19 protein-coding genes are annotated in these 25,798 nt (G+C 63.9%); 12 read left to right on the top strand and 7 right to left on the bottom strand.

What is annotated here, in order from left to right:
* Positions 1–99: 99 nt before the first annotated feature.
* A complete protein-coding gene (locus tag ACP7E3_RS04960) occupies positions 100–309 on the top strand; it encodes a DUF3079 domain-containing protein (RefSeq protein WP_426122454.1) in 210 nt (69 codons plus the stop codon).
* A gap of 76 nt (positions 310–385) precedes the next feature.
* Positions 386–1,546: an alpha-hydroxy acid oxidase gene (locus ACP7E3_RS04955; protein WP_057006080.1), complete on the top strand. Its 1,161-nt coding sequence runs from the start codon at positions 386–388 to the stop codon at positions 1,544–1,546.
* A gap of 193 nt (positions 1,547–1,739) precedes the next feature.
* Here ACP7E3_RS04955 and ACP7E3_RS04950 read toward each other — a convergent pair whose 3' ends face one another.
* Both ACP7E3_RS04950 and ACP7E3_RS04945 read right to left on the bottom strand, forming a co-directional pair.
* Entirely contained in the window at positions 1,740–2,666 is a 927-nt protein-coding gene (locus tag ACP7E3_RS04950) for an alpha/beta hydrolase (protein ID WP_057006079.1), read from the bottom strand.
* A gap of 122 nt (positions 2,667–2,788) precedes the next feature.
* On the bottom strand, positions 2,789–3,940 hold the full coding sequence (locus ACP7E3_RS04945) for a GGDEF domain-containing protein (protein ID WP_057006078.1): 1,152 nt from the start codon (positions 3,938–3,940) through the stop codon (positions 2,789–2,791).
* Between the two features lie 114 nt (positions 3,941–4,054).
* Here ACP7E3_RS04945 and ACP7E3_RS04940 point away from each other — a divergent pair, with 114 nt between their 5' ends.
* The 6 genes from ACP7E3_RS04940 (at position 4,055) to uvrA (ending at position 13,678) form a co-directional block, all read left to right on the top strand.
* A complete protein-coding gene (locus ACP7E3_RS04940) occupies positions 4,055–4,642 on the top strand; it encodes an NUDIX domain-containing protein (protein WP_017849304.1) in 588 nt (195 codons plus the stop codon).
* 638 nt (positions 4,643–5,280) lie between these two features.
* The gene (lexA, locus tag ACP7E3_RS04935) at positions 5,281–5,898 is read left to right on the top strand and encodes a transcriptional repressor LexA (protein ID WP_426122450.1); all 618 of its coding nucleotides are present in this window, start codon (positions 5,281–5,283) and stop codon (positions 5,896–5,898) included.
* On the top strand, positions 5,898–6,512 hold the full coding sequence (gene imuA / locus ACP7E3_RS04930) for a translesion DNA synthesis-associated protein ImuA (protein ID WP_057006076.1): 615 nt from the start codon (positions 5,898–5,900) through the stop codon (positions 6,510–6,512). Before lexA ends, imuA begins: the two co-directional genes overlap by 1 nt.
* 7 nt (positions 6,513–6,519) lie before the next feature.
* Positions 6,520–7,935, top strand: coding sequence for a Y-family DNA polymerase (locus tag ACP7E3_RS04925; RefSeq protein WP_057006075.1), 1,416 nt, complete (start codon positions 6,520–6,522; stop codon positions 7,933–7,935).
* Positions 7,911–11,003 carry an error-prone DNA polymerase gene (locus tag ACP7E3_RS04920; RefSeq protein WP_426122447.1) on the top strand — a complete coding sequence of 1,031 codons (3,093 nt, stop codon included), beginning with the start codon at positions 7,911–7,913 and terminating at the stop codon, positions 11,001–11,003. Before ACP7E3_RS04925 ends, ACP7E3_RS04920 begins: the two co-directional genes overlap by 25 nt.
* 155 nt (positions 11,004–11,158) lie before the next feature.
* On the top strand, positions 11,159–13,678 hold the full coding sequence (gene uvrA / locus ACP7E3_RS04915) for an excinuclease ABC subunit UvrA (protein ID WP_426122445.1): 2,520 nt from the start codon (positions 11,159–11,161) through the stop codon (positions 13,676–13,678).
* A 213-nt stretch (positions 13,679–13,891) separates the two neighbouring features.
* Here uvrA and tkt read toward each other — a convergent pair whose 3' ends face one another.
* Positions 13,892–15,946, bottom strand: a complete 2,055-nt coding sequence (tkt, locus tag ACP7E3_RS04910) for a transketolase (RefSeq protein WP_426122443.1) — start codon at positions 15,944–15,946, stop codon at positions 13,892–13,894.
* A gap of 174 nt (positions 15,947–16,120) precedes the next feature.
* Between tkt and ACP7E3_RS04905 the strand changes: the two genes are divergently transcribed.
* Positions 16,121–16,345, top strand: a complete 225-nt coding sequence (locus ACP7E3_RS04905) for a DUF465 domain-containing protein (RefSeq protein WP_046383097.1) — start codon at positions 16,121–16,123, stop codon at positions 16,343–16,345.
* Between the two features lie 174 nt (positions 16,346–16,519).
* Here the strand turns inward: ACP7E3_RS04905 and hglS are convergent, their stop codons facing one another.
* Positions 16,520–17,896 (bottom strand): 2-oxoadipate dioxygenase/decarboxylase HglS, encoded by a 1,377-nt coding sequence (hglS, locus tag ACP7E3_RS04900; RefSeq protein WP_426122441.1) that lies wholly within the window; start codon positions 17,894–17,896, stop codon positions 16,520–16,522.
* Positions 17,897–18,091: 195 nt separating this feature from the next.
* Here hglS and ACP7E3_RS04895 point away from each other — a divergent pair, with 195 nt between their 5' ends.
* Positions 18,092–20,722, top strand: coding sequence for an MGH1-like glycoside hydrolase domain-containing protein (locus tag ACP7E3_RS04895; protein ID WP_426122439.1), 2,631 nt, complete (start codon positions 18,092–18,094; stop codon positions 20,720–20,722).
* Positions 20,723–20,908: 186 nt separating this feature from the next.
* Here the strand turns inward: ACP7E3_RS04895 and ACP7E3_RS04890 are convergent, their stop codons facing one another.
* Together ACP7E3_RS04890 and ACP7E3_RS04885 are read right to left on the bottom strand one after the other, a co-directional pair.
* Positions 20,909–21,223, bottom strand: a complete 315-nt coding sequence (locus tag ACP7E3_RS04890) for an SCP2 sterol-binding domain-containing protein (protein ID WP_046383100.1) — start codon at positions 21,221–21,223, stop codon at positions 20,909–20,911.
* A 56-nt stretch (positions 21,224–21,279) separates the two neighbouring features.
* Positions 21,280–21,990, bottom strand: a complete 711-nt coding sequence (locus ACP7E3_RS04885; RefSeq protein ID WP_046383101.1) for a histidine phosphatase family protein — start codon at positions 21,988–21,990, stop codon at positions 21,280–21,282.
* Positions 21,991–22,185: 195 nt separating this feature from the next.
* On the opposite strand from ACP7E3_RS04885, the gene sohB reads away from it, so the two are divergent.
* Complete coding sequence (gene sohB, locus ACP7E3_RS04880) at positions 22,186–23,211, top strand: protease SohB (protein ID WP_057005447.1); 1,026 nt, start codon at positions 22,186–22,188, stop codon at positions 23,209–23,211.
* Between the two features lie 53 nt (positions 23,212–23,264).
* Here sohB and ACP7E3_RS04875 read toward each other — a convergent pair whose 3' ends face one another.
* The gene (locus tag ACP7E3_RS04875) at positions 23,265–24,773 is read right to left on the bottom strand and encodes an MFS transporter (RefSeq protein ID WP_017846666.1); all 1,509 of its coding nucleotides are present in this window, start codon (positions 24,771–24,773) and stop codon (positions 23,265–23,267) included.
* 150 nt (positions 24,774–24,923) lie between these two features.
* Between ACP7E3_RS04875 and ACP7E3_RS04870 the strand changes: the two genes are divergently transcribed.
* On the top strand, positions 24,924–25,796 hold the full coding sequence (locus tag ACP7E3_RS04870; RefSeq protein WP_046383104.1) for a LysR family transcriptional regulator: 873 nt from the start codon (positions 24,924–24,926) through the stop codon (positions 25,794–25,796).
* Positions 25,797–25,798: the final 2 nt, after the last annotated feature.

Raw genomic sequence — 25,798 nt, 5'->3', positions numbered from 1 at the left:
CTGTGATATTTCATGTTGGCCAATCTTGACCGCAGTCAAGGCCATGCCCCCTCGACCAGGTTAGGTTGACTCTATTGTTCGCCGGTAGGGAACCTCATCATGGCCAAGCCTTTTCCGCTGCACCCCAAGCACCCCGAACGCATCTGCTGGGGCTGCGACCGCTATTGCGCCACGACCGATCTGGCTTGTGGCAACGGCGCCGACCGTACCATGCACCCGGCCGAGATGATCGGCGATGACTGGTACGAGCACGGCGACTGGGGACTCACCCCCGAGTCACCTGCCACGGACGAGCCGTCAGCGGCCTGATCAATCAACGCAATGGCTGGTTGTACGGCGGATGGGCGGTTACTCTTCCTACTCAGTTCAGGGAGAGGTGACGCAGATGTCGTTGATCACAACCATCGAAGACTTACGCAAGCTGGCGCAAAAACGTGTTCCAAGGATGTTTTACGACTACGCCGATTCCGGCTCTTGGACTGAAAGCACTTACCGGGCGAATGAAAGCGATTTTGCCCAGATCAAATTCCGCCAACGGGTGGCGCGCAATATCGATAAACGTTCGATCCGCGCCACCATGATCGGCCAGGACATGGCCATGCCAGTCGCCCTGGCGCCCACCGGCCTGGCCGGGATGCAGCATGCCGATGGTGAGATTCTCACCGCTCGTGCCGCTGCTGCCTTTGGCCTGCGCTACACCTTGTCGACCATGAGCATCTGCTCCCTGGAAGACATCGCCGAACAGGTCGGCCAGCCGTTCTGGTTTCAACTCTATGTGATGCGCGACCGCGCCTTTATCGAGCAGTTGATCGAGCGCGCCAAGGCCGCCGGTGTCGATGCGTTGGTGTTGACCCTGGACCTGCAGATCCTCGGCCAACGTCACAAGGACCTGATCAACGGCCTGTCGGCGCCGCCCAGACTGACCCTGCCGAATATCCTCAACATGATGACCAAGCCGCGCTGGGTGATGGGCATGCTCGGCACCAAGCGTCATGGCTTCGGCAATATCGTCGGGCATGTCAAAGGTGTGGCGGACATGAGTTCGCTGTCGGCATGGACCGCCCAACAGTTCGACCCGCGCTTGAGTTGGGACGATGTGGAATGGATCAAGAAATGCTGGGGCGGCAAGTTGATCATCAAGGGCATCCTCGATGTGGAAGATGCGCGCCTGGCGGCGAATGCCGGCGCCGATGCGTTGGTGGTGAGCAACCACGGCGGTCGTCAGTTGGATGGCGCGCCATCGAGCATCAGCCAATTGCCGGCGATCGTCGATGCGGTGGGCGAGCGTATTGAAGTGTGGCTCGACGGCGGTATCCGTTCCGGCCAGGACGTGCTCAAGGCCGTGGCATTGGGCGCCAAAGGCACCCTGATCGGTCGCCCGCATTTGTACGGCCTGGGCGCGATGGGTGAAGCGGGGGTGACCAAGGCGCTGGAGATCATCGCCCGCGAGTTGGACGTGTCGATGGCGCTGTGCGGGTATAACGATATACGCGATGTGAATCGCGAAATTTTGCTGCCTGGCACCTTTCCCCAAGGCGCGGGCTGAGCAAAAAAATCGTAAAAAAATAAAAAGAGTTGTCCACGAAAACCGTGGGTATCTCTGTGGATAACTTTGCGAGGGCCCGGCAGGGGTTGGCGATTCAACCCAAGATCAATATTTGATCAACTTCTGGCGCGGGCCAGCATAGGCTGGGTTTGCGCTTGACAGCCCCGCGCGAACCCAGTGCCGAAAACACATTTTATGAGTCGTTGGCGCGCCCGGTTGAGTGGGTGACAACCTGTGTCGGCATCTTCGCTTGCATCAGGTTGTCCAGCGCTTTGCGATAGCTGCGCCCGGCCAGGCTCATGCTGTTGTTGTGGCTGGCGCCGGGCACCAGCAACAGGCGCTTGGGTTCCTGGGCGGCGGCAAATAATTGCTCGCTGAACCGTGGGGGGACGTAGCGGTCGTCCAGGCCGTGGACCACCAGCAGCGGCATATGGATGTCGGCAATCTTGTCGATGGAATCGAATTTCTGCGACAGCAGCCAGCGCACCGGCAAGGCGGTATCCGCCACGGCGGTGGCCACATCCGCCAGGGAAGTGAACGTGGATTCGATCACCAGCCCGCGCACGGGCAAGGGGACCTGCCGGCCCAGTTCAGCGGCCAGGTCGATCGCCACCGCGCCGCCCAGGGAATGCCCGTAGATCAGGCGTTTGCTCGGGTCGGGTTGCAACAGCTGGAAGCGTTCCCAGGCGATGCGTGCGTCCTCGTACACCGTGGTTTCCGAAGGCAGGTCGCCCTGGCTTTGGCCGAAGCCGCGGTAGTCGATGGCCAGCACCGAGTAGCCTAGCGCGTGCAATTGCTCGATGCGGAACAGCTGCCCGGTGAGGTTCCAGCGCACGCCATGCAGGTACAGGATGGCCGGCGCGTCCTTCTTGTCCGCCGGCCACCACCAACCATGAATGTTCTGTCCCGACTTGAAACTGGCGGGCGTGAGTTCGAACTCCTGCACCGCCTTGGGCAAGCCGCTGTACCAGCTCGCGGTGCCCGGTTCGATGCGAAACACCAGCTCGCGCTCCTTGTGTTGCAGCACGGCGCAACCCACCGGCAACCCGAGGATCAGGATGGCCATGCACAGCAGGGGAAACCAGCGCAGGCCCAGGCGGGAGAGGAAACGAGAAGGCATAAAGGGTCCAGGGCAAAGACGAAGCACGGGTTTTACCAGATGGCCTACGGAGGCAGGAATTATTTCGACGGCCGTCAGTGGGGATTGCTTGCAAAGTATTGCGGCATTCAAGCGTCGTCCGCTCAGGCGAGCGCCACCACCTGCACGCGATTGCGTCCATAGGCCTTGGCCTGGTACAGCGCCTGGTCGGCCTGGGACAGTAAGTATGAGAGGTCGTGGCCTGCCGCCGTGGTGGTGACGATGCCGATGCTCACGCTCAAGAACCCCGGCGTCAGCAGGTCCAGTTCGGCAAACCCGCGGCGGATGCGCTCGGCCACTTCAAACGCCCCGGCCGCATCGCTGTCGGCCAGCAGGCAGGCGAACTCTTCACCGCCGATACGCGCAAACACATCACCGCTGCGCAACATGGTCCGCGTCATCTGGCTGAAGGCGATCAGCGCCTGGTCGCCCATGGGGTGGCCGAAGCTGTCGTTCAGGCGCTTGAAGTGGTCCAGGTCGCACAGCAGCAGGGCCGCGCTGCGCTGGCGACGGCTGCAGTCGGCCAGCAGTTTTTCGCCCTTGAGCATAAAGGCGCGGCGGTTGCCGGCGCCGGTCAGCGCATCGCTGAAGGCGGCGGCCTTGAAGCGCAACTCGGCACGCTCCTTGACCATCGCCAGCGTGATGTAGGCAATGCCGATGGCATACAGCATCGATTCAAACAGCATGAACGAGAAAAACGGCACGCCTTCACCCCCCGAGGCCTGGGCGTTTTTCAGCGGCAGGCCGGCGTCGGTGATTGCGCGTATGCCATAGAACGCGGTGTGCCAAAGGATCAGCGCCAGCGCGGGAGCGTAGGCGACTTCCAGGGTCGCGCGGTTGCGCCACAGCTCCAGGGCCGACAGCACGCCATAACCGGCCGCCAGCAGCGAATACAGGGTGACCCGCGCCGACAGCGAACCATAGAACTGCGGCAACAGGCACATCAACAGCCACACGCCACACCCGGCAAAGATCCCCGGCAGGCTCGGCTTGCGCTGCACGAAAGCGCGCATGGCGGTCCAGTTCATCGCGGCGCTGAGCAACAGCACAACATTGCCGAGGATCAACGCGACAAAGTCCAGGCCCACGCCGCGCACCGCGATCAGCCCGGTGCCCAGGGTGGCGAGCAGCAGCATGATGCCGAGATAGCCCAGAGTCGGTTCACGGCCACGGCTCCAGGCATGCACGGTGAGCAGGCCCATCAGGCAGAACACGAACACGGCGACTATCAGTAGCGTCGGGATATGCAGCGACATTGCCTTGCCCTTGCAGAGACTTTTTATGGGGCCCGATTGTAGCGGTATGCGACTGGCTTGACGTTGGCGTTGCTGGCGCGACATGCTCCTGCTCCTTTGAGCAAAGGCCCGACCATGGACAACAGCCCCGTTCGCATCACCGCCGAAGAGACACTCTCGGAGAATTGGTACCTGCTGAAAAAATACAGCTTCGACCTGCGCCGCCGCGACGGCAGCTGGCAGGCCCAGACCCGCGAAGTGTACGACCGGGGTAACGGCGCGACCATCCTGCTGTACAACCGCGCCCAGCGCACTGTGCTGCTGATCCGACAGTTCCGCATGCCCACCTTCGTCAACGACTACCCCGGTTACCTGATCGAAGCCGCGGCCGGGTTGCTGGACAACGCCAGCCCCGAGGAACGCATTCGCCTGGAAGCCGAAGAAGAGACGGGCTATCGCGTGGGGCATGTGGAGAAGATCTATGCGGCATTCATGAGCCCGGGATCGGTGACGGAGCGGATTCATTTTTTCCTCGGCGAATACCAACCGGAGGATCGGGTTGGAATGGGCGGCGGGATCGAAGAGGAAGGCGAGGACATCGAGGTACTGGAACTGGGGTTCGAGCGGGCGTTGGCGATGGTGGCGAGCGGTGAGATCGTGGATGGGAAGACCATCATGCTGTTGCAGCATCTGGAATTGCGGATGTTGAAAGAGGGATGGTGAGAGTGGGGCGTGTCGATATCCGTTTTCTCAAAAGTAGCCAAAGCTAGGCCCGGTGTGCCTCAGATCAAAAGCAAAGCGGCCTTGTAGCCGACCTGACTCGGCGAGCCGAACTCGGTCAAAAATGTGGGAGGGGGCAAGCCCCCTCCCACATTTTGATCTCCATGGATCAGATAGAACTCGTTCTGCTCTGGCTCTTGGGCGCGGCCTTATAGCCAACCTGATCCTGCAAGCCGAACTCGGTCAGAAATGTGGGAGGGGGCTTGCCCCCGATGGCAGTGGATCAGCCATGCATGTATTGGCTGACAGACCGCCATCGGGGGCAAGCCCCCTCCTACATTTTGATCTCCATGGATCAGATAGAACTCGTTCTGCTCTGGCTCTGGCTTTTGCTTTTGATCTTAGGCGCCCCGTTAAACCACGCTGGCCGGAGTGAGGGCACACCGAGCACTAGCGAGGTGCCGAGTGGTGGGGCAAGAGCCCTTTGGTTACTTTGGGGCTTTTTTTCCAAAGTGACCCGCTGTAAGGGCGGAACCCTAAGCCGCCGTGACCTAAATAACGGATATGTACACGGTCACCCCCCCAACCCAGGCCAACCCCCGACTACCGGCTCTTGTCAGAAATTTCCCACAAGAGTACAAATGTACTCCATGACAACCCTAACCCCCCGCCGCACCGCCATCCTGACCTTCATCCGCGACCGCATCGCGCAACAAGGCCAATCCCCCAGCCTCGCCGAGATCGCCGAGGCATTCGGCTTCGCCTCCCGCAGCGTCGCCCGTAAACACGTTGTGGCCCTGACCGAAGCCGGCTTCATCGAAGTCAACCCCAACCAGGCCCGTGGCATTCGCCTGCTCAACCCGCCAGCGCGGCCCGAATGGCTGGACGTCCCGGTCCTGGGCCGTGTCGCCGCCGGTTTGCCCATCGGCGCCGATGCCGAAGTCCACAGCCGCCTGCAACTCGACCCGGCCACTTTCGCGAAAACCCCGGACTATCTGTTGCGGGTGCAGGGCGACTCAATGATCGAAGACGGCATCCTCGACGGCGATTTGGTGGGCGTGCGCCGCAGTGCCGAAGCCGTGAACGGGCAGATTGTGGTGGCGCGCCTGGACGGTGAAGTCACCATCAAACGTTTCGAACGCAATGGCGACAACGTGCGGCTGCTGCCGCGCAACCCCGCGTATCAACCCATCGTGGTCGGGCCCGATCAGGACCTGGCCATCGAAGGCGTGTTCTGCGGCCTGGTGAGGCAAGGCTGATGGGCGCCGTCGTTGCCCTGGACGCGCTGTTCAATGGCGGGCGCGTGTGGAAGGGCCGGCCCGCCGCGCCACCGGCCAGTGTTCACCCCACGGGGCTGGCGGCGCTGGATGCGGTGCTGCCCACGGGCGGCTGGCCGGAGTCGGCCCTCAGCGAAATCCTCATGGCCAAGGACGGCGTGGGCGAACTGCAACTGGTGTTGCCGACCCTGGCGCGTTTGTCGGCGGCGGGGGAGCGCATTGTGCTGGTGGCGCCGCCCTACACGCCGTACCCCCACGCCTGGCAGAACGCCGGGGTGGATTTGCGTCAGCTCACGGTGGTCCGGGCCGAGGAGCGGGATGCGTTGTGGGCGGTCGAGCAGTGCCTGCGTTCGGGCAGTTGCGGTGCGGTGTTGTGCTGGCCGCGCAAGGCCGATGATCGTGCCTTGCGGCGCTTGCAGGTGGCGGCGGAAACCGGGCAGACCCTGGCGTTTGCCTGGCGCGCCCTGAGTGATGCGCTCAACGCCTCGCCGGCCGCTCTGCGCCTGGCGGTCGACGCCCGGCCCGCGCAAGTGCGGGTGCTCAAGTGCCGGGGCGGGCTGGCCCACCCGGCGCCGATTGCGCTGGCCGGGTACTGAGGTTGGCATGCGCTGGGTGTGTATTGTCTTCCCGCAATTGGCGCTGGACGCGGTGCAGCGTATGCATCCGACGCCGCACGAGCCGCTGGCGCTGCTGGCCGGCACGCCGCAGCGGCGCGTCCTGCAAACCGTCAACGCGGCCGCGCACGCCTTGGGCCTGCGCTCCGGTCAATCGCTGACGGCGGCGCATGCGCTGGTCAAAACCTTTGCCTGCGCCGAATACGACCCCGTGGAGATCGAACGCTGGCAGCAGTTTCTGGCGGCCTGGGCCTACCAGTTCAGTTCCCAGGTCAGCGTGTTTTACCCGCGCGCATTGCTGTTTGAGATCGAGTCGAGCCTGGGCCTGTTCGGGCCCTGGCCGCGCTTCGAGGCCCGCCTGCGCAAAGAGCTGAGCGAGCTGGGCTTTCGTCATCGCATCGTCGCCGCGCCCAACCCGGCGGCGGCGCGGGTTCTGGCGAACCGCTACGATGGCCTGGCCGTGGCCGATGATCACGCGTTGATGCAGGCCTTGGCGCCACTGCCCATCGACCGCGCCGGCCTGGACCCGCAGGCCGCTATCGCCTTGTCGCGGATGGGCTTGCGCAGCCTGGCCCAGGTGCAGGCGTTGCCCCGGCACACACTGGCGCGGCGCTTCGATGCGGCGTTGCTCAAGCATCTGGATGCCCTGAGCGGGCAGCGGCCGTTGGCGCTGGGCTTCTATCAGCCGCCGGACCGCTTCGATGTACGCATCGAGCTGAACTACGACGTGCAATCCCACCAGGCCCTGTTATTCCCGCTGCGCCGCCTGACCGGCGACCTGTCCGCCTTCCTCTGTGGCCGCGACAGTGGCGTCCAGCGTTTCGCCCTGCACCTGGAACACGCCCAGGCCCCCGACAGCGTGATCCCGGTCGGCCTGCTCAGCGCCGAGCGTGAAGCGCCGATGCTGTTCGAACTGGCCCGCGGGCGTCTGGAGCAGGTGCAAGTGACGTCCCCCGTGCGCGGTGTTCGCCTGGTGGCCCAGGACCTGCCGGTGTTCGTGCCGCAACGCCAGGACCTGTTCGACGACCGCCCGCAACAGACCCTGCCCTGGGCGCAACTGCGCGAACGCCTGCGCGCCCGGCTTGGCGATGAGGCGGTACACGGCCTGCGCTTTCACGCCGACCACCGCCCCGAATGTGCCTGGCAAGCGGCGACCGATAAAAACCCGTGCCCCACTTTGAACAACGTGCAACGCCCCGGCTGGCTGCTCGCCGAGCCGACCTTGCTGGCCGAGGCGGGCGTGCAGATCCTGAAGGGCCCGGAGCGCATCGAATCGGGCTGGTGGGATGGCGCCGATATCCGCCGCGACTATTACCTGATCCAGACCCGCGCCGGCCAGCAAGGCTGGGCCTACCGCACCGTGGGGCAATGCGACGGGTTGTGGCTGCAAGGCTGGTTCGCATGAGTTACGCCGAGCTGCATTGCCTGTCCAACTTCAGCTTCCAGCGCGGCGCCTCCACGGCGCTGGAGTTGTTCGAGCGGGCCAAGCGCGAGGGCTACAGCGCCCTGGCGATCACTGACGAATGCACCCTGGCTGGCATCGTGCGCGCCTGGCAGGCGGCGAAAGCGGTGGGTTTGCCGCTGATCATCGGCAGTGAGATGCGCGTCGAAAACGGCCCGAAACTGCTACTGCTGGTGGAAGACCTCAGCGGCTACCAGCACCTGTGCCGCTTGATCACCCTGGCCCGACGACGGGCGGAGAAGGGCCGTTATCGCCTGCTGCCAGAAGACTTCGACCAACCGCTGCCCGGCCTGTTGGCGCTCTGGATTGCCGAAGACAGCGACACCCAGGCCTCGATCCAATGGCTGCGCCGTACCTTCGCCGAGCGCCTGTGGCTGGCGGTGCACCTGCATTGCGGGCAGGACGATGCGCGTCACCTGGAGCAACGCCTGGCCCTGGCCGCCAGCCTGCAGCTCCCGGCGGTGGCCTGCGGCGATGTGCATATGCATGCCCGCGGCCGCCGCGCCCTGCAAGACACCATGACCGCCATCCGCCATCACGTACTGGTGGCCGAAGCCGGCACGCGCCTGCATCCCAACGGCGAGCGGCATCTGCGCAGCCTGCCGGCGTTACAGGCGTTGTATCCGCCGTCGTTGCTCGACGAAACCCTGGCCATCGCGCGCCGTTGTACCTTCGACCTCAGCCAACTGCGCTACCACTATCCGCGTGAGCTGGTGCCCGCCGGCCATGACGCCCGATCCTGGCTGCGCGCCGTCACCGAAGAAGGCATCGCCCGGCGCTGGCCGCAAGGGGTCGACGCCAAGACCCGGCAGCAGATCGACCGCGAGTTGGAACTGATCAGCGAGCTGGGCTATGAAAGCTATTTCCTCACGGTGCATGACATCGTGCGCTTTGCCCGCAGCCGTTCGATCCTGTGCCAGGGCCGGGGTTCGGCGGCCAACTCGGCGGTGTGTTTTGCCTTGGGCATCACCGAGATCAACCCGAGCCTGATGAACATGCTGTTCGAGCGCTTCCTGTCCCGGGAGCGTAACGAGCCGCCGGACATTGACGTCGACTTCGAACACGAACGCCGCGAAGAGGTGCTGCAATACGTGTTCCAGCGCTACGGCCGCACCCGCGCAGCACTGACGGCGGTGGTCAGCAGCTACCACGGTGCCGGCGCGGTGCGCGATGTGGCCAAGGCCCTGGGGTTGCCGCCGGACCAGGTCAATGCCCTGGCCGAGTGCTGCGGGCGCTGGAGTGACCAAGCGCCACCCCTGGAACGCCTGCGTGAAGGCGGTTTCGACCCCGACAGCCCGGTGCTGCGCCGCATACTCGCGCTGACCCAGCAACTGATCGGTTTCCCCCGGCACCTCTCTCAGCACCCCGGCGGCTTCGTGATTTCCGAACACCCGCTGGACACCCTGGTGCCGGTGGAAAATGCGGCGATGGCCGAGCGCACCATCATCCAGTGGGACAAGGACGACCTCGACGCCGTCGGCCTGCTCAAGGTGGATATCCTCGCCCTGGGCATGCTCAGCGCGATCCGCCGCTGTTTCGACCTGCTGCGTCGCCACCGTGGCCACGACCTGTGCCTGGCGACGATCCCCAAGGAAGACCCGGCCACCTACGCAATGATCAGCAAGGCCGACACCCTCGGCGTGTTCCAGATCGAGTCGCGGGCGCAGATGTCGATGTTGCCCAGGCTCAAGCCGCAGACCTTTTACGACCTGGTGATTGAAGTCGCCATCGTGCGCCCGGGGCCGATCCAGGGCGGCATGGTGCATCCGTACCTGCGGCGGCGGAACAAAGAGGAGCCCACCACCTATCCGTCGCCGCAGCTTGAAGCGGTGCTCGAACGCACCCTCGGCGTGCCGTTGTTCCAGGAACAGGTGATGCAGATCGCCATGGTTGCTGCCGATTACAGCCCTGGCGAAGCTGATCAGTTGCGCCGTTCCATGGCGGCCTGGAAGCGTCACGGCGGCCTTGAACCGCACCAGCAACGCTTGCGCACCGGCATGCTCAAAAACGGCTACAGCGAAGCCTTCGCCGCGCAGATCTTCGAGCAGATCAAGGGTTTTGGCAGCTATGGCTTCCCGGAATCCCACGCCGCCAGTTTTGCCTTGTTGACCTACGCCAGTTGCTGGCTCAAATGCCATGAACCGGCGGCCTTCGCCTGTGCGTTGATCAACAGTTGGCCCATGGGGTTCTACAGCCCGGACCAGATCCTGCAGGACGCGCGGCGCCATCGTTTGCAGATCCGCCCGGTGGACGTGCAGGCCAGTGACTGGGATTGCAGTCTGGAACCCATCGCTGGCGCGCAACCGGCGATTCGCCTGGGGTTGCGCATGATCGCGGGGTTTCGCGAAGAGGATGGGCGACGGATCGAAGCGGCGCGCGAGCACCGTGCATTCAGCGACATTGCCGACCTCGACCGACGCGCCGGGCTGGATCCCCGCGCCCAAGCCTTGCTGGCGGATGCCGGAGCCTTGCGGGCGTTGGCCGGCAACCGGCACACGGCGCGCTGGGAAGTGGCGGGGGTACACAAACAACTCGGGCTGTTCGCCGGCCTGCCCAGCCCCGACGAAGCGCGGGTGGAGTTGCCGACACCCACGGTGGGCGAAGACCTGCAGGCCGATTACGCCACGCTCGGCACCACCCTGGGCCCGCATCCATTGGCGTTGTTGCGCGATGAATTGCGCAAACGGCGCTGCCGCAGTTCCCGTGAGCTGATGGCGGTGGAGCATGGCCGCACTGTCAGCGTCGCCGGCCTGGTGACCGGTCGCCAGCGCCCCGGCACCGCCAGCGGTGTGACCTTTGTCACCTTGGAGGATGAATTCGGCAACCTGAATGTGGTGGTCTGGCGTGACCTGGCAGAACGTCAGCGCCAGGCCCTGGTCGGCTCGCGCCTGCTCAAGGTGGACGGGCGCTGGGAGGCGGTGGGCGAGGTGCGGCACCTGATCGCTGGGCGCCTCACCGACCTGTCGCCGTTGCTGCAAGGCATCGCTGTGCGCAGCCGGGATTTTCACTGAGCGCAGTTGCTCCGGCCTGCGTGGATAAGCTATATGCAATGAAACGAAATCCCGCACCTGCTGAGCCCCGACATTCATCTGCTGAGCAAGCCCTATAACCCCGAAACCCAGACGCATCGGGTGCGCCGCGTGCTTGCCGCGCCACAAGGTTGACCATGACTTCATCGCGCAACATCCCTCAGATCACCACCCAACAGCTTGGGTTCGTCCGGGTTCGCGGCGCTCGCGAACATAACCTGCGTAACGTCGATGTGGATATCCCGCGGGATGCCCTGGTGGTGTTTACCGGCGTGTCGGGTTCCGGCAAGTCGTCCCTGGCATTTTCCACGGTGTATGCCGAGGCCCAGCGGCGCTATTTCGAATCGGTGGCGCCCTATGCGCGACGCCTGATCGATCAGGTCGGCGTGCCCGATGTGGACTCCATCGAAGGCCTGCCGCCTGCCGTGGCCCTGCAACAACAGCGCGGCACGCCGAGTGCGCGTTCGTCGGTGGGCAGTGTCACGACGTTGTCCAGCCTGATCCGCATGCTCTATTCGCGCGCCGGCAGTTATCCGCCGGGGCAGGCGATGCTGTATGCCGAGGACTTTTCGCCGAACCTGCCCCAGGGCGCCTGCCCGCAATGCCACGGCCTGGGCCGCGTGTATGAGGTGACCGAGGCGCTGATGGTGCCCGATCCCTCGCTGACCATCCGCCAGCGTGCGGTCGCGTCCTGGCCCTTGGCGTGGCAAGGCCAGAACCTGCGCGACATCCTGGTGACCCTGGGCTATGACGTCGACATCCCGTGGCGTGATTTGCCGAAAAAGCAGCGCGACTGGATCCTGTTTACCGAAGAAACCCCGACCGTGCCGGTGTACGCCGGTTTCACCCCGGAGCAGACCCGCGAGGCGCTGAAACGCAAGCTGGAGCCGAGCTACCAGGGCACGTTCAGCGGCGCGCGGCGCTATATCCTGCACACCTTCAGCCACACCCAAAGTGCGCTGATGAAAAAGCGTGTCGCGCAGTTCATGCAGGGCAGCGCCTGCCCGTTGTGCGACGGCAAGCGGCTGACCCAGGCGGCGTTGTCGGTGAAGTTTGCCGGGGTGGACATCGGCGAACTCTCGCAACTGTCGCTGACTCAATTGGCCGAGCTGCTGCGGCCGGTGGCGGCGGGGCAGGACACGATGAAACTGTCGCTGGAAAAGCGCCTGGCCGCCCAGCGCATCGCCGAGGATCTGCTCGAACGGGTCAGCACCCTGACCGAGCTGGGGCTGGGCTATCTGTCCCTGGAGCGCAGCACGCCGACCTTGTCGTCCGGCGAGTTGCAGCGCTTGCGCCTGGCTACGCAACTGGGCTCGCAGTTGTTCGGCGTGATCTATGTGCTGGATGAGCCGTCGGCGGGGCTGCACCCGGCAGATGGCGAAGCGCTGTTCACTGCGCTGGCGCGTTTGAAAGCCGCCGGCAATTCGTTGTTTGTGGTGGAGCACGACCTGGAAACCATGCGCCGCGCCGACTGGCTGATCGACGTCGGCCCGGCGGCCGGTGAACACGGCGGGCAAGTGCTGTACAGCGGACCGCCGGCGGGTTTGGCGCAGGTTGAAGCGTCGCAGACCCGTGAGTACCTGTTTGCCGAACGGCGCCCGGCCAATCCCCGGCGCCGCGAACCGGCCGGCTGGCTGAGCCTGGAGGGCGTGACACGTAATAATCTCAAGGATTTGAGTGTCGATTTCCCGCTGGGTTGCTTCACTGCGGTGACCGGTATTTCCGGCTCGGGCAAATCCAGCCTGGTCAGCCAGGCGCTGCTGGAGTTGGTGGGCAGCGGCCTCGGCCGCGTGCCGGAAAGCGACGACGAACCGAGCCTGGAAGACGATGCCCCGCCCACCAGCGGCGGGTGCATCAGCGCCGGGCTGGAACGGATTCACCGGCTGGTGCAGGTGGACCAGAAACCCATCGGCCGCACCCCGCGCTCCAACCTGGCGACCTACACCGGGCTGTTCGACAACGTGCGCAAACTGTTCGCTGCCACACCGGCCGCAAAGCAGCGCGATTACGATGCGGGGCAGTTTTCTTTCAATGTCGCCAAGGGCCGCTGCGCGAATTGCGAGGGCGAAGGGTTCGTCAGCGTTGAGTTGCTGTTCATGCCCAGCGTGTATGCGCCGTGCCCGACTTGCCACGGGGCGCGCTACAACCCCGAGACCCTGGCGATCCAATGGCAAGGTTTGAACATTGCCCAAGTGCTCGGCTTGACCGTCGAGCAGGCGGTGGAGGTGTTTGCCGAGCAGCCGGGGGTGCTGCGGTCGTTGCTGGTGCTGCGCGACATCGGCCTGGGCTATCTGCGCCTCGGCCAACCGGCGACGGAACTGTCCGGGGGCGAAGCGCAGCGCATCAAGCTGGCCACCGAACTGCAACGCAATGCCCGGGGCGCCACCTTGTATGTGCTGGACGAACCGACGACCGGCCTGCACCCACGGGATGTGGACCGCTTGCTCCGCCAACTGAACCATCTGGTCGACGCCGGGCATACGGTGGTTGTGGTGGAGCATGAAATGCGCGTGGTGGCCCAGAGTGACTGGGTGATCGATATCGGGCCGGGCGCTGGGGACCTGGGCGGCAAGGTGGTTGCCAGCGGCACGCCGCGACAGGTGGCGAAGAGCAAGAAAAGCCGCACCGCGCCGTTCCTCGCCCGAGAGCTGGTCTGACCATCAATGGGGCGCACTTCAGTGGTTCAGGTACTCATGCAGTGACTGATGCACCGCTATCGGGGGCAAGCCCCCTCCCACATGGGAGAGTGGGGCTCACCGCCGGCACCCGAGCATGAGCAAATGCCACTAACCCCGCCGATCAACCAAGGGAATGCGGTCAATGTGGGAGGGGGCTTGCCCCCGATAGCGGAGTGTCAGTCACCGTTGTGATCAATGTTCCTGCCGTTGGATCTGTTGCTTGGCCAGCTTCACCACATTCTCCACGGTAAACCCGAACTTCTCCTGCAACTTGGCCAGGGGCGCCGATGCGCCAAAGCTGTTCATCACCACTTTGGCGCCGGTCTGTCCGACATAGCGGTCCCAGCCCAACGGACCGGCCTGTTCCACCACCACCCGCGCGGTCACCGCTGGCGGCAGTACGCTGTCGCGGTAGGCGGTGGGCTGCTCTTCGAACAGCTCCCAGCTGGGCATCGAGACCACCTGCGCGGCAATGCCTTCGCCTTTGAGCTGTTCATACGCCGCCACCGCCAGGCTGACTTCGCTGCCGGTTGCCAGCAGGATGACCTCGGGGTGTGCGGCGCCGGCCAGCACATAGGCTCCCTGGGCGGCACCGGACGCGGCTGCGTACTGCGTGCGGTCCAGAGTCGGCAGCGGTTGGCGCGACAACACCATGCAGCTCGGCCGGTGAGTCTGGGCCAGGGCAACCTTCCACAGTTCCAGGGTTTCATTCGCGTCGCCGGGACGCAGGGTCAGCAACCCCGGCGTGGCGCGCAGTTGGCTCAGGTGCTCGATCGGCTGGTGTGTCGGGCCGTCTTCGCCGACGCCGATCGAGTCATGGGTAAACACGAACACCACCGGCAATTCCATGATTGCCGCGAGGCGGATCGGCGGCTTCATGTAGTCGCTGAACACCAGGAACGTCGAGGTGTACGGGCGCAGGTAGGACAGCGCCATGCCATTGGCGATCGCCCCCATGGCATGTTCACGGATGCCGAAGTGCAGGTTGCGTCCGCTGTAGTCGTCGGCACTGAAACGTCCGGCGCCGTCGAAGGTCAGGTTGGTTTTGGTCGACGGCGACAAATCCGCCGAGCCGCCCAGCAGCCAGGGAATCTGCCGGGCGAAGGCATTCAGCACCGCGCCGCCGGCGGCACGGCTGGCCATGCCCTTGGCGTCGGGGTCGAAGCTGGGCAGTTCAGCCTGCCATTGCTCGGGCATGTTCCCGGCGCGCATGCGTTGCAGTTCGTCGGCCAGTTGCGGGTCGAGGGACGCCAGGGTTTGCTGCCACTGTCGGTACAACGGCTCGGCCCGCGCGTGCAATGCATCACGCAACACCGTGCGCGCCTCCTCGGGCACCAGGAAGCTGGCGTCTTCCGGCCAGCCATACGCGGCCTTGGTCAGGCGGATCTCCGCCTCGCCCAGGGGCTCGCCATGGGCGGCGGCGGTGTTGTGTTTGTGCGGCGAGCCGTAGCCGATCACGCTGTCGACCACGATCAGGGTCGGCGCACCGGTATTGCGCTGGAAGGTCTGCAGCGCCGTGCTCAGGGCGTGCAGGTCGTTGGCATCGGTCACGTGCAAGGTGTGCCAGCCATAGGCCTGGAAACGCTGGATCACGTCCTCGCTGAAGGCCAGTTCGGTGTGGCCTTCGATGCTGATGGTGTTGTTGTCATAGATCCAGCACAGGTTGTCCAACCGCAAATGCCCGGCCAGGGAGGCGGCTTCGCTGCTGATGCCTTCCATCATGTCGCCGTCGCCGCACAGGGTGTAGACGTTGTAGTCGAACAGCACTTGGCCGTCGCGGTTGAAGCGCTCGCCCAACCAGCGCCCGGCCATGGCCATGCCGACGCTGTTGGCGCACCCCTGGCCGAGGGGGCCGGTGGTGGTTTCTACGCCGGTGGTCATGCGGTACTCGGGGTGGCCTGGGGTCTTGGAACCCATCTGCCGGAACTGCTGGATATCGTCCAGGCTGATCGCCGGCAGCCCCGAGCGCTGGCCCTGGGCGTCGATCTCGACCACGCCGGCCAGGTGCAGCAACGAATACAGCAGCATCGATGCATGCCCCACCGACAACACAAAACGGTCGCGGTTGGGCCAGTCGGGATGCTCCGGGTGATAACGCAGGAAGCGACTCCACAGCGTATACCCCACCGGCGCCAGGCCCATGGGCGTGCCGGGGTGGCCGGAATTGGCCTTCTGCACGGCATCCATGGCCAGGGTGCGCAGGGTGTTGATGCATTGGGTGTCGACAGCGGTGGCGGCGTGATTCATGAAACCGGTCTCCCTCGGGTGGCGATCTACAGTGGAGGGCAGGGCGCGGCAAAGGTTTGATTCCATCGCCGGTGTAGCGACGAACGGAACTGGTTTGCCCGCAAACATGACAAGACCCCCTGGAATGGGCTAGCTTCAAGGGCGTAATCATTGATCAACTTGCGGAGGTAGGCCATGCCAGTGAAACACGACCTGTATCAGGACTTGGGTTTGAGCAAGGACGAAGTCGATGGACACCGGGCGAAAAATCCGCGTCTGAACGCGCTGTTTGATAAATACAACGCCGTCGACGAACTGGTGGTGAGCGCTGAAAAGGCGGCCGGCAGCGATGAGGAGCTGAAGAAGTTAAAGGAAAAACGCTTGTTGGTTAAAGATGAGATCAAGGGTTTGCTGGAGTAAAGCGCGCGATCCATTCACCCCGCAGGGAGCGCGTCAGTCGCTCCCTTGCACATTTTTTCAGATTTGGCTGAACGACATCCTTCCCTCCGATACTTATGATGCCCGCCGTCCACCCGGCTCTGGGGGGTTATAGGGCGCGAGGATTGCGCTGCTGAGCCGGGCGGGCAGTTTGTTTCAGGCCAGTAGCGTGTGAGTGCATTCATCCATCGAGCGTTGTTGCGTCTCGGCATACAGCGCCAACTCATCAAGGGTCTTGCGCCCCAGTGCCTGTTCGAATTCGGCCTGGTTCGAGTTGGCTGTGTAGTGACTTTGCGCTGCATCCCCCAGGTTCGACTGGAAAATCCCCGCGGCACTCACCGGCAGAAAATCCTCATACACCAGCGGTTCTACATCGACGTGACCGGCGGCGATCAGCGCGTCCAGCGTGCGCGGTTGGTCGGCTTGGCCGCGTGCCGCGAGGCCTTTGTCGGTGGCGAAGTAGCGGAAGTAGGCCAGGCCTTGTTCGCGCATTTGTGTGTGGTCGTCCGGGAAGGCCTGGAAGTGCTGTTCCATCAAGTGCATGTAATGCGCGGCGTTGGCTTCGTTGGGGAAGGCGCCGAGTGCGTCGCGGGCGGCATTCAGCAGTTGGTCGTACAGCGTGCGGCCTTTGGGTGTGAGGGCGACGCCGCGTTGTTCGATTTCGCCGAAACGCGCGCTGTGGCTGCCTTGGGCGTCGGTGAAGGCGATGGTTTCGTCGAGGGCCTTGAAGCTGGTCTGGCGCAGCAGGATCGGGCAGTGGCGGCGCGGCGGGCCTTCGATCACGGCTTTGGGGGTGATGCCTTTGCCGGGCATGGCGGCCTGGACCTGGTCGATATCCAGGGTGCGCGGGGTCAGGTGGTTGATGTGCGGGCCCTTGAAGGCCACCACGTCGGCGATCAGGCGATGCTGGTCGCTCAGTTGCCGGTACTGCGCGGCGGTGACGGTGGCGGTGTGGTGCCAGCGGAAGGTTTCCAGGGCCTGGCGGATGAATACCTCGGCGTCGTCAGCGTTGAGGCCGCCATCGCGTTCCGCTTGTTCGATCAGGGCGAGGGCGCCGGGGGTGAAGATCGAACGCTTGGCCAGGGCGGCTTCGGCGAAGGCGCGCAGTTCGGGGTTCTCGATCAGTTCCAGGCGCAGCAACGAGGTGAATACGCGAAACGGGCTGGTTTGCAGCGCGCATTCATGCACGGCGCGAAATGCGGTGGAATGCACCGGCACGCCGGCCGGGGTCAGGTCGTAGTAGCCCACCGGTTGCATGCCCATCACCGCGAACAGGCGGCGGATGGTCGCCAGTTCGGCGGCGGTACCCAGGCGAATGGCGCCGTGGCGTTCCATGTCCAGGCGCTGGATTTCGCCGGTCCGTTGCAGTTGTTGCGCCAGGCTCGGGTCGGCGTCGAGCACGCGGCGGTTGATGTCGGCCACCAGCTCCATCAGCGCGCCGTACAGGGGCACTTCATCGCGGTACATGTCGGACATGGCCTTGGAAAAACCTTTGCGGATGTCGTCGGGGCTGATAAACGCGGTGCTGGGCATAGAAAAATTCCTGGCTGCGGTAAGAGTAATGAATGCCGTTACCCCCGATTCTGTTGGGCGCCGCAGGCCCGCGCAAACGAAGATTCCTCTGGACTTCATTCTGCAAACGAATGAGTGGGGTAAAACCGTCTTCATGTGCATCCCGCCGGGAATGGGTTCTACACTGGCCTTACGCGATGGCTGAGGGAGGATTGGATGAGCGCCACTATTGTGCAAACCACTGAAGGCCAGCGCCTGGCCGCCGATTCCGCCGAGTGCTGGCGCGAGTGGGGCCCGTACCTGAGCGAACGCCAATGGGGCACGGTGCGCGAGGACTACAGCGCCGACGGCGATGCCTGGCGTTACTTCCCGCACGAACATGCGCGCAGCCGCGCTTACCGCTGGGGCGAGGATGGCCTGGCCGGGTTCAGTGACAAGGCGCAACGCTGGTGCCTGGGCCTGGCGCTGTGGAACGAGCGTGACGCGATCATCAAGGAGCGCCTGTTCGGCCTGAACAACGCCGAGGGCAACCACGGTGAGGACGTCAAGGAACTGTACTTTTTCGTCGACGGTGTGCCGAGTCATGCCTACATGCGTATGCTCTACAAATATCCCCACGCGGCGTTTCCCTACGCCGACCTGATCGCCGAAAACGCCCAGCGCGGGCTGGCGGACGCCGAGTACGAAATCCTCGATACCGGCGTGTTTGAAGACAACCGGTATTGCGATGTCAGCGTCGAATACGCCAAGCACCAGCCCGACGATATCTTCATGCGCGTCAGCGTCCACAACCGCTCCGACCAGCCGACACGCCTGCAAGTGCTGCCGCAGGTGTGGGCGCGCAATGATTGGAGTTGGACCGTCGGCGCGCCGAAACCGCAGTTGCGGCTGGACGGCGAGCGCGTGCTGGCGCGGCATCATGAATTGCCGGACCGCCACCTCAGCGCCTGGGGTCAGGACGGCGTCGAGTGGTTGTTCTGCGAAAACGAAAGCAACGCCCCCAAGCTGGACGGGCAACCGGCGCCGGGGCCGTTCAAGGATGGGATCAACGATTACGTGGTGGCGGGGCAGGAAACCGCGATTCGCCGCGACAGCGGCACCAAGGCGGCCGCGCGTTTCATCCTGGAGTTGGCGGGTCTGGAGCGCAAAGTCGTGTATCTGCGCTTTGCGCCCAAGGACGCGCCCGAGGTCAATGCGCGCAAGCTGTTTGAACAGCGCCGCCAGGAAGCCGATGACTTCTACGCCGCGTTGCAACAGGGTATCGCCGACGCCGACGCGCGCAATGTGCAGCGCCAGGCCCTGGCCGGTTTGCTGTGGTCCAAGCAGCTCTATTACTTCGACGTGAACCAATGGCTCGACGGCGACCCGACCCAACCCGCGCCGCCGCCCGAACGCCTGCAACGGCGCAATAGCCATTGGCGGCACCTGTCCAACTTCGACATCCTCTCCATGCCCGACACCTGGGAATACCCGTGGTATGCCTCCTGGGACCAGGGCTTTCAGGCGGTGGCCATGGCGCTGATCGATCCGGGGTATGCCAAGCAACAACTGTTGCTGCTGGTGAAGGACCGCTTCATGCACCCCAACGGCCAGTTGCCGGCCTATGAATGGCGCTTCGACGACGCCAACCCGCCGGTGCATGCCTGGGCCTGTTGGCGGGTGTATCAGCAGGACAAGGCGTTGACCGGCGTCGGCGACATGGATTTCCTGGAGCGGATCTTCCACAAGTTGCTGCTGAATTTCTCCTGGTGGGTCAACCGCAAGGATGCCGAAGGGCGCAACCTGTTCCAGGGTGGGTTCCTCGGCCTGGACAATATCGCCTTGTTCGACCGCTCGGCCGCGCTGCCGCCGGGCTACCAACTGGATCAGGCCGACGGCACGGCGTGGGTGGCGGCGTATGCGCTGGACCTGATGCGTATCGCGCTGGAACTGGCCAAGCGCAATGTTGTGTACGTCGATATCGCGGTGAAGTTTTTCGAGCACTTCCTGTATATCGCTGGCGTGATCAACCGTGTCGACGACAGCGCCGAGGGCCTGTGGGACGAACAGGACCTGTTCTTCTACGACGTACTGCACCGTCCCGACGGTCAGAACGAACCGGTGCGCCTGCGTTCCATCGTCGGCCTGATGCCGCTGTTCGCCGTGCTGGTGCTGGAACAGCGCGAACATGAGGGCCTCGAAGGCTTGCGTGAGCGGTTGTTGGGCTTCATGCACCACCGGCCGGACCTGGCCAAGCTGGTCTCGCGCTGGAACGAACCGGGGCAGGGCAATCGCCTGTTGCTGGCGTTATTGCGCGGCGAGCGCACCAAGGACTTGCTGCGGCGCATGCTGGATGACGATGAGTTTCTTTCGGCGTTTGGCGTGCGCTCAATGTCCAAGGCCTTTGCCGAGCAGCCCCTGGCGCTGAAGATGAACGGCGACACGTTGTGCGCGCGCTACCAACCCGGTGAGTCCGATTCGCGTCTGTACGGCGGCAATTCCAACTGGCGCGGGCCGTTGTGGATGCCGGTGAATTACATGCTGATCGAATCGTTGCGCGAGTTTCATCGGTACTACGCGGATAACTTCTCGGTGGAGTACCCGACGGGCAGTGGTTATCTGTCGTCCCTGGAGGAAGTCGCCGACAGCCTCAGCCAGCGTCTGAGCCGATTGGTCCTCAGGGATGACAATGGCCTGCGTCCGTCGATGGCCGGGTATGCGCAGTTGGAGGCGGACCCGGCCAGCCGTGATCTGGTGTTGTTCCATGAGTATTTCCATGGGGAGACTGGGCGCGGGTTGGGGGCGTCACACCAGACGGGGTGGAGTGCGTTGGTGGCGTTGCTGTTGCATGTACCGTCCATGCCTTGAATCGGGTAAATTCGCCGCCCCGAGTTTTACAAGGATGTAGATCATGGCGAACGCTGCCATCCCCCACCAGATTTGGAGCAGTTCAAGAAAGTCGACGCCGCTGATCGCTGATCGCCGGCCGAGAAACGACAAATCCCGCCATTGGCGGGATTTGTCATTTCAATGCGTGCGTTACAGCCAGCGTTCTCAGGAAGGGAACAGATCGCTCAGCTTCATCGCCAGCATCATGTCGCCTTCGGTGCGCAGGTTGCCGCTCATGAAGGCCTGCATGCCGTCGGTTTCGCCGCTGACGATGCCTTTCAGTGTTTCGCCGTTCATGACCAGGGTCACCAGGGCGTCTGGGTTTTCGCCTTTCTGCAGTTCACAGGTGCCGTCTTTGACGATCAGCGAGAAGTGTTCGCTGTCATCGATACAGAAACCGAATACCAGGTCCAGGCCGGCAGCAGCGGCTGGGTTGAATTTGGCTTTCATTGCTTCTACGGCTTTAGCTACGTCAGTCATGGTTTCGATCCTTTAGGGTAGAGTCCAGCGACCTTGGGGTCACGGTTGGCCGCACTTCATCGGAAAGTGATGAGCTGCGGCGCCTTCAACAGTTGCAAGTGGGTATGACTGTTGAAGGAAGCCAGTGCCACCTCGCGACCGCGGAATTTCAGCTGGTTGAGCGAGGTGTTAACAATTTGCCAGTTCAGTTCGAAGGCCTGGGCGGCCGGCATCCGGGTAATCAGGTGGAGCAGGGCAGTAATAGTGCCGCCGGAGGTAAACACGGCGATCTTGTGCGTGTTGTCGGCCGCTTCCAGCAGACGCTGCAGGCCACCCTGGACGCGCTCGACAAACCCCAGCCAGCTTTCCAGCCCCGGCGTATCGTAAGTGCCGGCCACCCAGCGCTCGATGATCAGGGCGAAGATGCGCTGGAACTCGCTGCGGTTCTGCGCGGCGTTGCGCAGGATGTCCAGGGCGTCGGGTTCGCGGGTGAGCAGGTCGGGGAGCAGGGCGCGGATGATCGCGTCGGCGTCGAATTCGTTGAAGGCGCTGTCGACTTCCAGGGCTGGAACCGCCAGGCCGAGGGCGCTGTATTGATCGAATGCGGCCGTGGCGGTGTGCTGCTGGCGGCGCAGGTCGCCGGCGACGCAGCGGTCGAACGTCATGCCCATGTCTGCCAGGTGGCGACCGAGGATTTGCGCTTGTTCCACGCCGACGGGCGACAGGACGTCATAGTCGTCTGCACCGAAGGAGGCCTGGCCATGTCGAATCAGATAGATGCTGCCCACGTCCGTTTTCCCGGTACGTTGAAAGTCTGGCGAGGTTATGAGGATGCCTGCGAGCTGTCAATGAAAAAACATACGCTTGTTTTAAAAGCGTGTTAGAGCGCCTGCCTGCTGGCGGTTTGAGCACTGGCTCCCCGGCGGTCCCGTCGGTATGCTTGGGCGATCCGCGCCTGGCGCCGTGCATTGTTAAGGAGACACATGGATTTTTTGGCTGAATACGCGAGCTTTCTGGCGAAGACCGTCACCCTGGTGGTCGCGATTCTGGTGGTACTGATCAGCTTCGCGGCACTGCGCAGCAAAGGTCGTCGCAAATCGGCTGGCCAGTTGCAGGTCAGCAAGCTGAATGATTTCTACAAAGGCCTGCGCGAGCGCCTTGAATCGACCGTGCTCGACAAGGATCAGCTCAAGGCCCTGCGCAAGTCTGAAAGCAAAGCCGAAAAGAAGAACAGCAAAAAGAAACCCGAGGCCAAGCCACGGGTGTTCGTGCTCGACTTCGACGGCGACATCAAGGCCTCGGCCACCGAGAGCCTGCGTCATGAAATCACTGGCTTGCTGAGCCTGGCCACGCCCAAGGACGAAGTGGTGCTGCGCCTGGAAAGCGGCGGCGGCATGGTTCACAGCTACGGGTTGGCGTCGTCGCAACTGGCGCGGATTCGCCAGGCGGGCGTGCCGTTGACCGTGTGCATCGACAAGGTCGCGGCCAGCGGCGGCTACATGATGGCGTGCATTGGCGAGAAGATCATCAGCGCACCGTTCGCGATCCTCGGTTCCATCGGGGTGGTGGCGCAGTTGCCCAACGTCAACCGCCTGTTGAAAAAGCACGATATCGACTTTGAAGTGCTGACCGCCGGCGAATACAAACGCACCCTCACCGTGTTTGGCGAAAACACCGATAAGGGCCGGGAGAAGTTCCAGGAAGACCTGGACATCACTCACCAGTTGTTCAAGAACTTCGTGTCGCGCTATCGCCCGCAGCTGGCGATCGACGAAGTGGCGACCGGGGAAGTGTGGCTGGGTGTTGCAGCCCTCGACAAGCAACTGGTCGACGAGCTGCAAACCAGCGACGAATACCTGGCCACCAAGGCCAAGACCGCCGAGGTATTCCACCTGCATTACTCTGAGCGCAAGAGCCTGCAAGAGCGCGTGGGCCTGGCGGCCAGCGGTTCGGTGGACCGCGTGCTGCTGACCTGGTGGAGCCGGTTGACCCAGCAGCGGTTCTGGTAAGCCTCTTTGGGGTATAGGTAATACCTGTGGGAGGGCGCTTGCCCCTCCCACATTTAGTTCGGTGTGGGTATCGGCTTGCGCATCAGCCTCCCCACCACCAGCGCTCCGAGCAATCCCAATAACCCTGCCACCCACAACACCCCGCTGAACCCGTCCACAAATGCCTGCCGCGCCAGCGGTTGCAGCCTCACCCGCGCCGCCTCGGGCACCAGGTTCAGCGCCGCCGGCATATCACCCGCCACCACCCGCGAAGCGATTCCCGCCACCTGCGCCTGCCATTGCGGGTCGATACTTGCGCGCAACAACTGTTCGCTGTGGCTGCTCAGCAGTGCCCCATACACGCCAATCGCCAACATGATCGCGCTGAAGCGCATGGTGGTGCTCATGCCCGAGGCCATCCCCGCACGCTCCCGTGGCACGCAGGCCATGATGTTTTTCTGCGTATCACCGTTGAGCAAACCGGCACCGGCCCCGGTGACTGCAATCGCCAGGGCGAAGGGCAGGTAGCCGCCGACATTCAGCGCCCAGGCGCTCAACAGGTTGCCGCAGCCGACGAGGGTCAAACCGCTGGCCATCATGGTCGCCGGCGCCAAGCGTCGCGCCAGGCGTGCGCCGATCCGTGGGCCAATCAGCATTGTCAGCGCGAACGGCAGCATGCCCAGGCCCGAGGCAATCGCCGAAAAGCCCAGGCCGTTCTGCAGGTAAAACGGCAGCAACGTCATCATCACCTGGGCGCAGCCGGCGTAGGCGAACATGCCCAGCAGGGCGCCGATAAAGCGCGGGTGACGGAACAGTTGCAGGTCGACCATCGGCCGCTGCTGCAGCCGCTCGACCAGCACGAACACGCCCAGGAGCAACCCGCCACCGAGCAGGCGCGCGTAGGTCAGCGGGTTGTCCCAGCCGATGCGGTTGGCCTCGATCAACCCCCAGATCAAACACAGCAGGCTGGCGCTGAACGCCAGGCTGCCCCACGGGTCGAGCCGCGCAGCCAGGGTATCTCGGGACTCGGGGATGGCGTGCAGCACCAGCGCCATCAACCCCAGGCCCACCGGCAGGTTGAGGTAGAAAATCCAGCGCCAGCCCAGGTACTCGGTGATCAAGCCGCCGAGGGTCGGTGCGGCGGTCATTGCCACGCCCATGCACGCGCCCCAGAACGCCCAGGCCTTGGCCCGTTCCACTTCGTCGTGGAAGGTGTGGCCAATGGAGGCGAGCGCCGAGGTGAGCAGCAGCGCGGCGCCGACGCCTTTGACGGCGCGCGCGATATCCAGCCACAGCGCGCTGGGCGCGGCGCCGCAGCCGAGGGAGGCGAGGATGAAAATACCCAGGCCCCAGATCAGGCTCCTCTTGCGGCCGAAGCGGTCGGCGACGCTGCCGGCGGGCAACAACAGCGCGGCGAAGGCGAGCATATAGGCGCTGACCACCCACTCGATATCCGCGAAGTTGGCCCCCAGGTCGCGGGCGATACTCGGCAGGGTGACGGCGACGATATTGGTGTCGAGCACAATCAGCGAGCAGACGCCGGAAGCGGTCAGCAGTGTCAGGCGTGGACTGACCCGGCTCATGCTGTAATTACCCTACAGGCAATATGGAAAAGACAGTTGACGGACATCGCAAGGGCTCTCTACTGTTGAAGTACCTTGAGCTTATCCCCGCACGCTGCTGCCTTTGTTAGCCACGGCGAAGCACTTCATTACCTTTGAGCTAATCCTCGTATGGACATCCGCCATTTTCGCTACTTCCTGGCCGTGGCCCGACAGCGCAACTTCACTCGCGCCGCCGAGCAGTTGGGCATCGCCCCGCCGACCTTGAGCCGGCAGATCCAGGACATGGAAACCAGCCTGGGCACGCGCTTGTTTATCCGTCAGCAGCGCGAAGTCAGCCTGACCGAAGCCGGCGCCGCGCTGTTGGTCGAGGCCGAAGCCACCGTGCGTCAATTCGAATTTGCCCAGCGCAGTGCCCAGCGTGCCGGGCGTGGCGAGACCGGCCACATCGAATTGGGCTACGTGGCTTCGGCGGTGTATTCCGGGTTGTTGCAGCGACAAATGCACGGGTTCAGCCAGGCGTTTCCCGACGTCAGCGTGAACGTGCGCGAATGTGCGATGGCGACCTTGCCCGGCGCGGTGGCGGATGGGCGCTACGACATAGGCTACATCCGTTCGCCGATGACGTTGCCCGACGGCGTGGAGGCGGTACGCCTGCACCGCGAAGGTTTCGTGCTGGCGCTGCCCCAGGATTCCTGGTTACTGGGGTTGAAGGGCATCGGTTGCGAGCATCTGCAAAACGAGACGTTTATCCTGCCGGAGCAGATCAGCGGCACGTTGCACGTCGCCGCCCAAGGCGGTTATGCGCCGCGCCTGGGGCCGCAGCCGGGCGGGTTGGTCGCGGTGGTGGCATTGGTGTCGTTGGGGCAGGGCGTGGCTGTGGTGCCGGCGTCGGTGGTCGGGCATGTGAGTCTGCCGGGCGTGGTCTATCGCAGTATCCAGGGCAGTGAGGCGGCGTCGTGGCTGTCGTTGATTCACCGGCGCTTCGAGCAAGCGCCGGCGGTGGCGCGGTATATCCAGCAGGTCAAGCAAGCGCCAGCCTGAGG

Origin of the sequence: Pseudomonas sp. PSPC2-3, from assembly GCF_049898265.1 — a bacterium.
GTDB classification, from domain to species: Bacteria; Pseudomonadota; Gammaproteobacteria; order Pseudomonadales; family Pseudomonadaceae; genus Aquipseudomonas; species Aquipseudomonas veronii.
The sequence above is the reverse complement of the archived record's forward strand: the minus strand, read 5'-3'. Positions and strand labels throughout refer to the sequence as shown.